This window comes from Nitrosomonas sp. Nm166 (assembly GCF_900112825.1).
Classification (GTDB): Bacteria; Pseudomonadota; Gammaproteobacteria; order Burkholderiales; family Nitrosomonadaceae; genus Nitrosomonas.
The window spans coordinates 14,369-28,646 of record NZ_FONE01000031.1 but is presented as its reverse complement, the minus strand read 5'-3'; the positions used below and the strand labels follow the sequence as shown (position 1 = coordinate 28,646).

The 14,278-nt window shown below is 42.9% G+C and carries 14 protein-coding genes; 4 read left to right on the top strand and 10 right to left on the bottom strand.

The genetic code is table 11. The features are described from left to right. Nucleotides 1–16: 16 nt before the first annotated feature. The 3 genes from BM021_RS09800 to BM021_RS09790 form a co-directional block, all read right to left on the bottom strand. Nucleotides 17–337: an urease subunit beta gene (locus tag BM021_RS09800; protein WP_090720861.1), complete on the bottom strand. Its 321-nt coding sequence runs from the start codon at nt 335–337 to the stop codon at nt 17–19. 25 nt (nt 338–362) lie between these two features. Next, entirely contained in the window at nt 363–665 is a 303-nt protein-coding gene (locus BM021_RS09795; protein ID WP_090720860.1) for an urease subunit gamma, read from the bottom strand. Nucleotides 666–760: 95 nt separating this feature from the next. Continuing rightward, nucleotides 761–1,585 (bottom strand): urease accessory protein UreD, encoded by an 825-nt coding sequence (locus BM021_RS09790; protein ID WP_090720859.1) that lies wholly within the window; start codon nt 1,583–1,585, stop codon nt 761–763. 380 nt (nt 1,586–1,965) lie between these two features. Between BM021_RS09790 and BM021_RS09785 the strand changes: the two genes are divergently transcribed. Continuing rightward, on the top strand, nt 1,966–2,310 hold the full coding sequence (locus BM021_RS09785; RefSeq protein WP_090720858.1) for an exosortase system-associated protein, TIGR04073 family: 345 nt from the start codon (nt 1,966–1,968) through the stop codon (nt 2,308–2,310). Between the two features lie 152 nt (nt 2,311–2,462). Here BM021_RS09785 and htpX read toward each other — a convergent pair whose 3' ends face one another. The 6 genes from htpX to argH form a co-directional block, all read right to left on the bottom strand. After that, a complete protein-coding gene (gene htpX, locus BM021_RS09780) occupies nt 2,463–3,347 on the bottom strand; it encodes a protease HtpX (RefSeq protein WP_090720857.1) in 885 nt (294 codons plus the stop codon). A 209-nt stretch (nt 3,348–3,556) separates the two neighbouring features. Further along, nucleotides 3,557–3,871: a cell division protein FtsB gene (gene ftsB, locus BM021_RS09775; RefSeq protein ID WP_090720856.1), complete on the bottom strand. Its 315-nt coding sequence runs from the start codon at nt 3,869–3,871 to the stop codon at nt 3,557–3,559. Then, the gene (gene eno, locus BM021_RS09770) at nt 3,871–5,154 is read right to left on the bottom strand and encodes a phosphopyruvate hydratase (RefSeq protein WP_090720855.1); all 1,284 of its coding nucleotides are present in this window, start codon (nt 5,152–5,154) and stop codon (nt 3,871–3,873) included. The genes ftsB and eno overlap by 1 nt, the downstream gene beginning before the upstream one ends. Nucleotides 5,155–5,269: 115 nt before the next feature. After that, complete coding sequence (locus BM021_RS09765) at nt 5,270–6,946, bottom strand: CTP synthase (protein WP_090720854.1); 1,677 nt, start codon at nt 6,944–6,946, stop codon at nt 5,270–5,272. A 93-nt stretch (nt 6,947–7,039) separates the two neighbouring features. After that, nucleotides 7,040–7,924 carry a fructosamine kinase family protein gene (locus BM021_RS09760; RefSeq protein ID WP_090720853.1) on the bottom strand — a complete coding sequence of 295 codons (885 nt, stop codon included), beginning with the start codon at nt 7,922–7,924 and terminating at the stop codon, nt 7,040–7,042. Next, nucleotides 7,908–9,338: an argininosuccinate lyase gene (argH, locus tag BM021_RS09755; protein WP_090720852.1), complete on the bottom strand. Its 1,431-nt coding sequence runs from the start codon at nt 9,336–9,338 to the stop codon at nt 7,908–7,910. The genes BM021_RS09760 and argH overlap by 17 nt, the downstream gene beginning before the upstream one ends. 232 nt (nt 9,339–9,570) lie before the next feature. On the opposite strand from argH, the gene BM021_RS09750 reads away from it, so the two are divergent. Continuing rightward, on the top strand, nt 9,571–10,233 hold the full coding sequence (locus BM021_RS09750) for a hypothetical protein (RefSeq protein ID WP_256207864.1): 663 nt from the start codon (nt 9,571–9,573) through the stop codon (nt 10,231–10,233). Nucleotides 10,234–10,301: 68 nt separating this feature from the next. Here the strand turns inward: BM021_RS09750 and murA are convergent, their stop codons facing one another. After that, the gene (gene murA, locus BM021_RS09745; protein ID WP_090720850.1) at nt 10,302–11,555 is read right to left on the bottom strand and encodes a UDP-N-acetylglucosamine 1-carboxyvinyltransferase; all 1,254 of its coding nucleotides are present in this window, start codon (nt 11,553–11,555) and stop codon (nt 10,302–10,304) included. A gap of 162 nt (nt 11,556–11,717) precedes the next feature. Between murA and BM021_RS09740 the strand changes: the two genes are divergently transcribed. Further along, nucleotides 11,718–12,104, top strand: a complete 387-nt coding sequence (locus tag BM021_RS09740) for a RidA family protein (RefSeq protein WP_090720849.1) — start codon at nt 11,718–11,720, stop codon at nt 12,102–12,104. 45 nt (nt 12,105–12,149) lie between these two features. Continuing rightward, on the top strand, nt 12,150–14,189 hold the full coding sequence (gene recG / locus BM021_RS09735; RefSeq protein ID WP_090720848.1) for an ATP-dependent DNA helicase RecG: 2,040 nt from the start codon (nt 12,150–12,152) through the stop codon (nt 14,187–14,189). The last annotated feature ends 89 nt before the right edge of the window (nt 14,190–14,278 follow it).

Genomic DNA, 14,278 nt, shown 5'->3' with positions numbered 1-14,278 from the left:
ATCAACGTGATATTAACTATTTCAGTTTCCCCATCACTTTTTGATTGAATCCATAAACGATCCGGTCCCCCGCAAGCTCAACGAGTTCAACGGTTCTTTCTTGTCCCGGTTCAAAGCGAATAGCCGTGCCGGCCATAATATTCAAGCGCATGCCATAAGCAGCTTCCCGATCAAATTTCATGGCAGAATTAACTTCGTAAAAGTGAAAATGAGAGCCAATCTGTATTGGGCGATCCCCTGCATTAGAAACGGTTAAGGTTTTGGTTTTTCTGCCAGCATTCAGCTCGATTTCACCCGGTTCAGTAAATACTTCGCCTGGCACTAATGGTAATCTCATGTAGATCTCCTGTAATTCTGATCAGTTAGATAATCGGATGATGCACAGTAACCAGCTTGGTTCCGTCTGGGAAAGTTGCTTCAACTTGAATGTCCGGAATCATTTCGGGAACACCTTCCATGACGTCAGCGCGGGTCAATATTTTCTGACCGGCGGTCATCAGTTCTGCTACTGTCCGGCCATCTCTGGCTCCTTCCAAAATCGCACAAGTGATCAGCGCAACAGCTTCTGGGTAATTAAGCCGCAGGCCGCGGGCTTTACGCCTTTCAGCAAGTAATCCGGCAGTAAATATCAGCAACTTGTCTTTTTCTCTCGGTGTCAAGTCCATAGTTTTTCTCCTGGATAAAATAACATGTTTTATTTCTTATAAGTTACTGCAGCATCTGATATTTTAAAAATTACCTTATGTTAACAAGTAATGAATCAGGTATTCCACATGCGGGGAATGATTGCAGAGCGTCCGAGAATCTCCGGGCGAAACAGGCCCCAGATGCATAGCATGACGTGCCGCGCTATTTCACTCGAGTTACCTAAATAGCGCGCTACGGCAATCGATTTAAGCTGCGTGATGCCGATTTGGCCGCTACCCTTGGCAATCTTTTCTGCTTCTTCTCTTGCCAAATCAATCAATGGTTGAGGGATCGTTTTTCCTGTCAGAATAAGCGTAGCGCACACTGTTTTGCCTGATAGGGCTAAGGAGCCATGCATGGCTGTGCTTTCGCCTTGTAGCCGAATTTGTTCTAACCAAATCATTTTTCCATTTCGTTGGATGCTGGTACGTTGCTTGATTTGTCCGTTATTGAATGTTTCTCCTGAAGCAGTGCGGCCAAAACATAATATTTCACAACCAATGTAGGTTGCATCATCTTTCAAGGTAACTTGATGATCGATTTCTATATTGGCGTTGTTATAAAAAATAGTTTCCTGAGGCGCCCATTCAAGTGCGCCGCCTTTATTTATATTAATTCTGATCGTTTGCTGCGAGGTGCGCCCATTGGCTTTGTACCATTTAGTAGCGCCTGGGGTCGTAATTTGCGCATTTGCGAATGCATCAATATGAGTCGTAATTTCCAATTGATCGCCGCTTACAACGCCGCCCGGTGGATGGATAATTACTACATGGCAAATCTCTCGTCCTTCCGGATAAAGCGGTTTTTGTACTACTAGCGGACCGAAGTGATCTCGCGCCACTAGGCGTGTTGTTCCATCAATTTTGGCGAACTTGAGCGATAATTTTGCCTGTAGCATTTGGTATTGACTTCAAGTAAGAAGATAGGATTTTTGTAAATTGGATAATTGAGAAATATCGTTCATACCTAAAGCTAGGTTAGTGTATTTTATTGTGAAATTTTGAATTAATACTTTTGTAACATTTTCTTATTTTTATGTGAAAGTGATAGTCTTTGAAAGCGCGCCTTATTCGCTATGCTATGTTTTATTTGGTAGATATGGTAACTGAAGCAGGATAATTTCTAATCCTTAACTATGATTTATTTAATCCTTTCTGAGTATTGAATCAGAAATTGTCTGTTTAGTTATGAAGAGGTAAACTTCGGATAAATTTCTGTTCACTGCTTAACCGGAAACAGAAATTTAATAATCTTACCACCGAATAAGGAGTTTTCCTGATGCAAAGAATTGTTAAATTCTCTTTAATATTATCCATGCTCTTCCTTTTCTCGTCCCAAGCAATTGCTGCTGACAGCTATTTTAGTAACTCGGCTGAGAAATTTGTTAGTGGCGTTACGAATGCAGTTACTGGGTGGGTGGAGTTACCCAAGAATATCATTTTGACCAGCCAAAATGAGGGACCACTTTATGGCGTTTCAATTGGAACAGCAATGGGTATCATGCATACAGTGGGTCGTACTTTGATAGGTGTCCTGGACGCGGCCACTTTTTTTATTCCGACTAAACCATCTGTTAATCCGCCTTTTATCTGGCAAGATTTCTCAAGAGAAACTTCTTATTAATCAATAGATAGTATTATTGATTGTATTGTATTAATTTATCTTAAGTAATACAGTTCTAGAAAAATTGTTTATTACAACATCAAAAAATTAAATTATAAAAACAAACGCCGCATGGGAAAATGCGGCGTTTATTGGTGAAAAATTAGAAAATATTAGCGTTGAGCTTCAAGAGCTGCGATTCTTTCTTCTAATGGGGGATGAGACATAAATAAGCTTGCTAAGCCAGAACCAATTTTTCCTGAGATACCAAAAGCGGCTAACTGGTCGGGCAAATGAACTTCCTGTCTGCTTAATTGCAGGCGACGCAAGGCCGATATCATTTTATTTTTCCCTGCCAGGCTGGCTCCGCCCGCATCAGCACGAAACTCACGCTGACGGCTAAACCACATCACAATAATAGTGGCCAGTACGCCCAAGACAATTTCTGCGACAATGGTAGTAATCCAGAAAGCAGGGCCGTGACCCTCTTCTGTTTTGAATACGACACGATCGATGGTATGGCCGATAACGCGTGACAGAAAGATAACAAAGGTATTGACAACACCTTGAATCAACGCCAATGTCACCATATCGCCATTAGCCACATGACTGATTTCATGAGCCAGAACAGCTTCAGCCTCATCTTGATTCATACTATTTAGCAAACCGGTACTTACAGCTACCAATGCATCATTTTTTGACATACCTGTTGCAAAGGCATTGATGTCTGGCGCATTATAAATGGCTACTTCTGGCATATTGATACCTACTATTTTTGCCTGTCGTTGCACCGTAGTGACTAACCAGTGTTCTTGAGCATTACGAGGTATTTCAATGACTTGTGCACCAGTGAATCTCTTTGCAGTCCATTTTGACATCATCAATGACATCAGCGAACCACCAAATCCAAATACTGAAGCAAATAATAGTAAGGAATTAATGTCCAGGCCAGTTCCCTGTTCATCAAGGATTCTTTCAAAGCCCAGCAATCGTAGTGTAATGCTTAAAACAACGATAATAGCTAAGTTAGTTGCTAAAAAGAGAATAATTCTTTTCATTTATTTACTCCATGGTATAGTCCAAACTGAAGTGGGGTATATAGGATTGAATTGCCTATTTTCAAGAGATCAAGGCTTAGATTATCGTATTCGTATGATTCAGCTTACTCCGCTTATGATAAAGGGCTATCGCCTGATAATTAGGTATAAAATTTTTAAGAGAGTTCAGATTAGCCTGATAGAAGAAATTCAGAATAAAAGTAATTTAATTAATGCTGGGTTGATTGGCTGATATTGGAAATTTTGGACTGTGTACTTTTAACAATCTGAAATAATATCTCATCTTGTTTAGTCATGCCCAGATCATTGCGAGCACGTTCTTCAATTGCCTCAAGGCCCTGTTTCAGATCATTAACTTCCGCTTCAAGCATGTTATTACGATTCTGAAGTATCAAGTTATTTTCACGCGCTGCAATGACATCTTGATCTACTTGCCAGACTTTTCTCCAGCTTGCTTTACCAAACCATAATGGATATTGCATGAGGGCTATCAGCAGAAGCAGTATAAAAGCCAGAATCTTCATTATCGAAGTTGGTAAAATGCTCTCCGAGCTGCATAGTTTGCCGACTCTCCCAAATCTTCTTCAATACGCAGTAATTGGTTGTATTTAGCTAGACGATCAGAGCGAGACAGTGATCCTGTTTTTATTTGTAGTGCGTTAGTTGCAACGGCAATATCTGCGATGGTGGTATCCTCAGTTTCTCCGGAGCGGTGCGAAATGACAGCGGTATAGCCAGCGCATTTTGCCATTTCAATAGCAGTGAGTGTCTCAGTCAAAGTGCCAATCTGATTCACTTTGATAAGTATGGAATTTGCAATATCCCGTTTAATCCCTTCTTGCAGAATTTTTGCATTGGTCACAAATATATCATCACCGACTAATTGAATCGATTTGCCCAATTTATTAGTAAGTAATTCCCAGCCATCCCAATCATGTTCACTCATACCATCTTCAATACTGATAATTGGATATTTATCTACCCAAGAGACAAGATAATCAACAAATTGCGCTGAAGTCAGATACAGCCCATCGGACGCCAAATGATATTTACCATCCTGGAAAAATTCAGAACTAGCACAGTCGATACCAATCGCAACATCTCTACCTGCTTGATAGCCCGCTTGATCAATAGCTTGAACCATTAATTGCAGGGCTGCTTCATTATTTGCCAGATTAGGCGCGAATCCACCTTCATCACCCACTGTTGTAGGCATATTTTTTTCGTTGATAAGTTTTTTCAGTGCGCTAAAAACTTCTGCGCCACAACGAATGGCATCACGAAAGTTTGAAATTCCTAATGGAACAATCATGAATTCCTGCATACTGATATTATTATTAGCGTGCGCACCGCCATTAATCAAATTCATCAAAGGCACCGGCATGGACATCAGGCCGGCACCGCCTAAATAACGGTATAGAGGTAAACCGGATTCTTCAGCGGCCGCTTTGGCGACAGCCAGTGATACCGCCAGAATAGCATTAGCGCCCAGTCTGGATTTGTTTTCTGTGCCATCCAGGTCAATTAAAGCCTGATCGATGAAACTTTGATCGACCGCATCTAAGCCCATGAGTGTTTCGGAAATTTCGGTATTGACATGCTCAACTGCCTTGAGCACCCCCTTGCCTGAGTAGCGTTGTGCATCACCATCTCTCAGTTCTACTGCTTCCCTGGTTCCAACGGATGCTCCGGAAGGAACAGAGGCGCGGCCTAATACGCCTGATTCCAGCAGTACATCTGCTTCAATGGTTGGATTACCGCGAGAATCAAGAATCTCACGGGCGATGACATCGACGATTGCACTCATACTACTTTTCCCTGTTATTTACTGTTGTTAAGTTAGTGTTATTTTTGCTATCCTGGGTATAGCTATAGATAGCTGGATATTATTCTCGGTATGGATCATGAATTTTCCTGATCCATCAGTTGTTGCGCACAACGTGTATTTTTTCATCTCCTGCGCGGCGATGTTTACTGGAAAAATGAATAGCCGCTTGGACATAAGATTTGAACAACGGGTGACCTAATCGCGGCGTAGAAGTAAATTCCGGATGAAATTGACATCCCAAGAACCATGGATGCTCGGTTTCAGGAAGTTCTATCATTTCACATAGCTTTTCTTCTTTGGATAAGCCGCTGATGCAAAGCCCCGCTTCTTCTAATTGGGGAATGTAGAGACTATTGACCTCATATCGATGACGATGGCGTTCAATAATCTTATCCACACCATAGGTTTTCCAAGCCAGTGAACTTTTCTTCAGAATACATTCCTGACCGCCCAAGCGCATACTGCCACCGATGTCGGAGTTTTTATCTCTTGTTTCAAGCTGCCCATCGCGGGTACGCCATTCAGTGATCAATCCAATGACGGGATAATGGGTATTAGGATTAAATTCCGTGCTGTGAGCGCCTTTCATACTGGTTTTGTTACGTGCATATTCAACGACAGCCAGTTGCATACCCAGACAAATACCCAGATATGGAATACGGTTCGTACGGGCAAAGTGGATAGCCATGATTTTGCCTTCCACACCCCGCTTACCAAACCCTCCAGGGACTAGAATTGCATCCATATTGACTAAACAGTCGGTGCCTTCCTTTTCAATATTTTCTGAATCGATATAGGTGATGTTGATCCGGCTATTCGTATGAATACCTGCATGAATCAGGGCCTCGGATAGGGATTTATAAGACTCGATCAAATCTACATACTTGCCAACTATTGCAATAGTCACCGCATATTTAGGATGTTCCAGGGCATAAACCAGCTTTTTCCAGACACTCAAATCAGCCGGCTTAGCCAGAATATTCAGTTTATGGCAGATAATTTCATCTAGCATTTGCTCATGGAGTAAGGCGGGAATTTTATAGATACTATCTACATCAGTCGCCGATATAACAGCTTCTTCCTGCACATTGGTAAAGAGGGCTATTTTTCTGCGCTCTTCTTTCGGTAATTCACGATCTGATCGGCATAATAAGACATCAGGTTGTATACCGATTTCACGCAATTCTTTTACCGAATGCTGCGTTGGTTTAGTTTTTAGTTCGCCCGCTGAACCAATATAGGGCAGTAACGTGAGGTGAATAAAACAGGTATCGTGGCGTGGATGCTGCACAGCCATTTGGCGAATCGCTTCCAGAAAAGGAAGGGATTCAATGTCACCGACTGTGCCGCCAATCTCAATGATGGCAACTTGCGCATCACCAACGCCCGCCTGTATATATCTTTTTATTTCATCGGTAATATGCGGGATAACCTGTACGGTGCCACCGAGATAATCACCACGTCTTTCTTTGCGGATAACACTCTCGTAGATTTGACCCGTAGTAAAGTTATTGTGCCGGGTCATGCGCGTGCTGATGAAGCGCTCGTAATGCCCCAGATCAAGGTCTGTTTCAGCACCATCTTCCGTCACAAAAACTTCACCATGCTGAAATGGACTCATCGTACCAGGATCTACATTAATGTACGGGTCCAGTTTAAGCATCGTCACTTTGATGCCCCGCGTCTCAAGAAGCGCGGCCAGAGATGCTGCAGCAATGCCTTTCCCCAAGGAGGATACAACACCGCCTGTCACAAAAACATACTTGGTCATATATGACTACAGAAACAGAAAGCAGAATAATCTAAAGAAATAATCAGATAGTTTTTGTATAACATTTGAGCGGACAGTATTATCCAATGGTTATTAGTGAATCTCAGCAAGTAATAAACTCATCATTTGTTCAGCTTGATGGTGATAACCACTGCCAAAAAGATTTAAATGATTGAGGATGTGATAGAGGTTATAAACTATCTTGCGCAAATTATACCCCGAATCCAAGGGATAATCATTTCGATAAGCAGAATAAAAATCGACTGAGAATCCCCCAAAAAGTTCGGTCATGGCGATGTCAGCTTCACGATCCCCATAATACACCGCAGGATCAAATAAAACCGGATTCCCCATTTCCCTATAAGCGTAATTGCCATTCCACAAGTCGCCATGTAAAAGCGAGGGAAGTGGCGTTACACCCGGAAAAAATTTATCCAGATCAATTAATAGCCGTTCTCCTAGCTTCTGCAGTTTACCGTCAAAACCATTCTTTTGGGCGAGATCTAACTGATAACCTAAGCGATGCGTTTTCCAGAAATAGACCCAATCTGAAGATGTTGTATTTATTTGTGGGGTTTGTCCGATCGTATTATTGCGGACCCAGCCAAACTGCCTAGCCGTGATGCGATGCATGGAAGCAAGTTGTATCCCTAACTCTGATGCATTGCCACGCATACTACGGTGAATGTCCAGATATTCCAGAACTAACCATGCGGTATGTTCGTCTTGCCCATAACAAATAGGCAGTGGTACCCGTATGGTATGCGACTGATGAATTTCCATTAAGCCAGCAGCTTCAGCTTCAAACATGGCAAGACTGTCAGATGTATTTAATTTGACAAAATAACATCGATTGCCATCTGTGATACGGTAAGCTTGATTAATACAGCCGCCACCGATTGCTTGGCTTTCTTTTACCTTGAAGTGACTATTGATAGCAGCAGAAATTTGTGCGCTAATTTCATGCCAGGCATGCATGTTTCGGATCTTCTATGGCTAACCATTGTTTGGCTTGATGGATAGCTGCTTGTACTTGTTCAGGTGCGGTGCCACCGATATGTTTTCGGCTTTTCAAGGAACCTTCCAGCGATAAGACAGCAAAAACATTGGATTCGATTTGAGCAGAAAATTGTTGCAGCTCATTTAATTCAAGGTCGTTAAGATCACAGCCTTTTTGTTCTGCAAACTGTACGGTTTTTGCCACAATTTCGTGCGCATCGCGGAAGGGAATGCCTTTTTTAGCCAGATAGTCAGCCAAATCAGTGGCTGTCGCATGGCCGCGTAATGCCGACTGACGCATGGCTTCTTGGTTAACCTGAACGCCCGTGAGCATGTCGGCATAAATTTTTAAAGTAATCATCAATGTATCGACCGTATCAAAAAGGGGTTCTTTGTCTTCCTGATTATCTTTATTATAGGCAAGCGGCTGCGCTTTCATCAGTGTCAGCAGTGCAATCAGGTGGCCATTGATACGGCCCGTCTTTCCTCGCACCAATTCGGGCACATCTGGATTTTTTTTCTGCGGCATAATGGAAGAACCGGTACAAAATCGATCGGCCAATTGAATGAAACCGAACGATGGATTCATCCATATAATAAATTCTTCCGACATACGAGATAAATGCGTCATGATGAGTGCTGCGCAGGCGCTAAATTCAATAGCAAAATCTCGATCTGAAACTGCATCCAACGAATTCGCACAAATTCCTTCAAAACCTAATATTTCAGCCACCAGTTCACGGTTAATGGGATAACTGGTGCCTGCCAGTGCAGCAGCGCCCAACGGTAACTGATTCACGCGTTTTCTGCAGTCAATCAATCGTCCAATGTCGCGTTTCAACATTTCAAAATAAGCCATCAGATGATGACCAAACGATACAGGTTGCGCCACTTGCAAATGGGTGAAACCTGGCATAACAGTATGAACGTGTTGCTCTGCCAGATTTAGTAAAGCATGCTGCATGGCTTTGATCAAATGAATAATTTCATCAATCGAAGCCCGTAAAAACAAGCGAATATCAGTAGCGACTTGATCATTGCGTGATCGGCCGGTATGCAATCGCTTGCCAGCGTCACCGATTAAGGCGGTCAGGCGTTTCTCAATATTTAGGTGAACATCCTCCAGCTCTACGAGCCAAGAAAATTGTTGATTACGGATTTCATCACGAATTTGATTTAAGCCTTGCTCAATCGCTATTAAATCTTTATTGCTAATAATTCCTTGAGCTGAAAGCATCTGTGCATGGGCCAACGATCCTTGGATATCATACTCGGCTAATCGTTGATCAAAGTCTATTGAAGCTGTATATCGTGCTACCAGCTCAGAAACCGGCTCATTAAATCGCCCTGACCAGGTTTTCTTGTTATTTTTCAATGCTGAACTATTATCCATCGGATTGCTATGCTTTCTTGTTTTACTGCTACTTAAATAGATGCGATTATAAAACATAAATGAAAACCCGGTGATGTTGTAGTCAAGCAGTACTTCAGGCTTAAATAGTTATCTATCTGTTTTATAAATCTTATATCTTAAGAGCCATGATCATCATTTAGATTAAATTTTAACTATGCAGTGAGATAAAAAATTTTATTAATATGCTCTACTTTTCCTTCAGTAAGTATTAGTGGATAATTTGGGTTTTTACTTTGCTACATATCACAAGGAGTTATCCATGACGGATCAGAACAAGCAAAACCAAAATCAACAACCTAAGGCTGATACCTTATTTTCATTATTAAATGCTAAGTTTGAATGGGTAAATAAAATTCCAACTATGCAATTGCCCGCCAAGTATGTTGCAGTGCTGATGGGACTCATCGTAATAGCCTTTGCTTGGAAGATCATCGCTGTTAGTAAAGTAGAATCTGACATGGCCAAGAAACTTGAAAACGAGCGTCTGTTAATTACCCAACAAGCCCGTGAATATGCTGATAAGCAATATATTAAGGAAGAAGAGCGTTTTGGACAGGTTTTATCCTGGGCAGTGCGCGGTGAGCTGATTCGTAACAATATTGATCAAATTGATCAGTATTTGAGCGAAATCGTAAAAATGAGAGACACGGAAAGAGTCGTGCTGATTAATGATGACGGTCAATTACTGGTTTCAACGGATAAACGACTTGAAGAAGCAAACGGAACGGAAATTTTTCCTAAGGAAATTCTGAATCTTCAGAAAATAACCGTCAAGTCAGATGTGGATGGCAAAAAGGTTCTGGTTGTTCCAGTAATGGGATTGAACAAGAAAATTGCCACGGTTGTGGTAAGTTATAAACAAACAAAATTATAAGAACTTAATCAAATACCAGTTCAGCAATTACTTAAAAAGCCTTTGATAAACCCAAAGGCTTTTTCTTTTTAATGGGCACGTCTAATTTGTGCGCCCAAAGCAGATAATTTACCTTCAATATTTTCGTAACCACGATCCAGGTGGTAAATACGGTCAATCACAGTTTCACCTTGCGCTATCAGTCCAGCAATCACTAAGCTTGCCGATGCGCGCAAATCAGTCGCCATCACATGTGCACCGTCCAGTTTTGGAATGCCGCAGATAATAGCCGCATTACCTTCCACTTCAATATTTGCGTTCATGCGCTTTAATTCCTGCACATGCATTAGCCGATTTTCAAAAATAGTTTCAGTGATAATCGCAGTGCCGTCTGCAATGCAATTTAACGACATGAACTGTGCTTGCATGTCGGTCGGGAAAGCCGGGTAAGGTGCTGTGCGCAAGTTGACCGATTTAGGTTTTGTGGGCATTTTCAGATGTATCCAGTTTTCAGCAGAGTCAATTTGAGCACCGGCTTCGACCAGTTTATCTAAAACAGCATCAAGTAAATGAGCATCAGTATTTTTTAAGTAAATTTCGCCACCTGCAGCCGTGGCTGCAACCAGGAAAGTGCCAGTTTCGATCCGGTCGGGCATTACCGTGTGTTCTGCACTATGTAATGAAGATACACCTTCAATCGCAATAATGTCGGTACCAGCACCCTGAATGTTGGCACCCATCGCATTCAAGCAGTGAGCAAGATCCACTATTTCAGGTTCCCGGGCCACATTTTCAAGAATCGTGGTTCCCTCAGCCAATGTCGCTGCCATCATTAAATTTTCTGTTCCAGTCACAGTGACAATATCAAATATAATACGTGCACCACGCAGTTTCTTGGCAGTAGCATGAATATAACCATGTTTAATGCTGATCTCCGCTCCCATCGCCTGCAAACCTTTGATATGCTGATCCACTGGCCGTAGACCGATTGCACAGCCACCAGGCAATGAAATAGTCGCTTCTCCCGCGCGAGCCAGTAATGGACCCAGCACCAGGATGGCTGCGCGCATGGTTTTAACCATTTCATACGGAGCTACAGGATGAGTCAATTGTGAAGCAGATAGCACGACCTCAGATGAATAGGGTTCTATAATGTCTGTTCCCATTTGCTTGAGCAATGACAACATAGTAGTGATGTCCCGAAGTACGGGAACATTATTTATTTTCAAAGATTCTTTAGTTAAAAGTGCAGCACACAAAAGAGGAAGTACAGCATTCTTTGCACCCGAGATAGTAACTTCTCCGTGCAGTGACTTACCCCCTTGGATAATCAGTTTTTGCATTAAATGAAAATCTTAAATAAAAATTTAATTAAACCTCGCCCGGATTACTTAATATCAAGGGACAAACAGTATCTAATCGGTTGAAATATGTAAAAGTTCACTGCATCATAGCGCAAGTATCTATGAAAACAAAAAGTATGAATAAATTTTTCAGGAGAAAAAATGACAAAAAAAATCATCCAGGCCACGAATGCTCCTCAAGCAATCGGTACTTATTCCCAGGCTGTTCGAGTCAGCGGTGGTGATACCGTCTATTTGTCGGGTCAGATTGGGCTGGATCCTGCAAGTATGCAAATGGTCAGCGGAATTGAAGCACAAATTCAGCAAGTATTCTCGAATCTGAAAGCGGTGGCGACAGCCAGTGGGGGTAATTTGAATGATATTGTGAAATTAAATATATTCTTAACCGATCTCGATAATTTTGCCTTGGTCAATGAAATAATGGCCAATTATTTCGTTCAACCTTATCCAGCACGCGCAGCCATCGGTGTTAAAGCCCTACCGCGGGGCGCTTTGGTAGAAATGGATGCAGTGATGGTATTGCAATAATAAATTTTCAATCAACTAAATGACGCAGTATCATCAGTCTTAGCAATGACTGTCAGCAGCAATGTGCAGGAAAAATTATCCCGTTTAGGCATTCAAAATAAGCTGGATCTGATTTTGCACTTACCCATTCGCTATGAAGACGAAACTCATCTGTTTCCGATTAATGATGCTCCCCAAGGCCAGGTGGTGCAAGTTGAGGGTATCATCATTCATAGCGAAGTAGTAACTCGTCCGAGACGGCAATTCGTCTGTCAAGTAGAAGATAGTAGCGGTATCCTCATCATGCGCTTTCTGAATTTCTACGGCAATCAGATCAAAACTTATGCCGTCGGAAAGCGAGTACGGCTGCTGGGCGAGATTCGGAGGGGATTTTTTGGTACAGAAATGGTTCACCCTAAATGTCGTATTGTGCATGAAGGCGAGTTACTTGCCGATACCATGACGCCAATTTATCCTACTACTGCCGGCTTAACGCAAAAGATTCTGGGCAAGCTGATTAGAAAAGTTTTGCAGGATGTGCACCATGTGCAAGTGTTGGTCGAAACGCTGCCTGACAAAATCATAACAAAATACCGGCTGGCAGGTTTTCAGGACAGCATCATGTGCCTGCACAATCCACCTCCCGATGTGTCGGTGGAAGCCCTGCAAGCACGCACACATCCTGCATGGCGGCGTATCAAGTTTGATGAATTGTTGGCGCAGCAGTTATCCATGCGTCTGCATTACCGGCAGCGGCGTAGCCGTTGTGCACCAGTGCTTGCGAAAAAGAATCAATCGACGAATCAATTTATTGAGCAACTTGCCTTTAAACTGACTGCCGCGCAAACCAAAGTATCTGCAGAAATCAGCCGTGATCTGGCAGCACCTTATCCAATGCAGCGCCTGCTACAAGGCGATGTCGGCAGCGGCAAAACCATCGTGGCTGCACTGGCTGCCTTGCAAGCAATCGAGAATGGTTTTCAGGTAGCCATTATGGCACCGACTGAAATTCTTGCTGAGCAGCATTTTCACAAATTATCCAGCTGGTTTGATCCACTGGGGATACGCGTTGTCTGGCTATCCGGTAGCCAGAAAAAGAAACACAAGCAAGCGATATTGGATGAGATTGCACTTGGTACTGCGCAACTCGCCGTAGGTACGCACGCCTTGTTTCAGGATCAGGTGTTATTTCACCAATTGGGCCTGGCGATTATTGACGAGCAGCATCGCTTTGGCGTGCATCAGCGTTTGGCGCTGCGCATGAAAGGCTCACAATCCGATTTTGTACCGCATCAGTTAATGATGAGTGCTACACCGATCCCGCGCACACTGTCGATGAGTTATTTTGCCGATCTGGATGTGTCAATCCTTGATGAATTGCCACCTGGCAGAGCGCCTATCGTGACCAAATTGATCGCTGACTGTCGCCGTGACGAAATCATTACACGTATCCAGCAGGCCTGCCAGCAAGGTAAACAAGTGTACTGGGTGTGCCCGCTGATCGAAGAATCCGAAACATTGCAGCTTCAAACCGCTATCGAAACCCATGAAAGCTTGAGCAAGATATTTCCGGATTTAAGTATTGGCTTAGTGCATGGGCGCTTGCCTACCCAGGAAAAAACTGAGGTAATGATGTGCTTTAAGCAAGGAGACATTCAATTATTAGTCGCTACGACTGTTATTGAGGTGGGTGTGGATGTGCCGAATGCGTCTTTGATGGTGATTGAAAATGCCGAACGCATGGGGTTGTCACAATTACACCAATTGCGCGGCCGCGTGGGGCGTGGGTCAGAGGCCAGCATTTGCATCCTGATGTTTCAGCAACCCTTGTCGGAAATTGCCCGCAAACGACTCAAAATCATTTTTGAACATACCGATGGCTTTGAAATCGCCCGCCAGGATTTACAGTTAAGAGGCCCCGGTGAATTCCTGGGTGCGCGTCAGAGCGGAGTGCCAATGCTACGTTTCGCTGATCTGGAGCAAGATGATGAGTTACTTACGGCAGTACAAGCAGCAGCAGATGAAATACTCAACGACTATCCTGAGTTGGCGCAACGGCATATTGAGCGCTGGCTGGGGGATAAAACCGAATATTTGCGGGTATAAGTCATGAATTTAAAGAAGGGTAATAAGCGCTGCAATTGCTTGCTGGTTAAAGGATGGATCAATGCTTCGATCAAAGAGGAATGATTAGC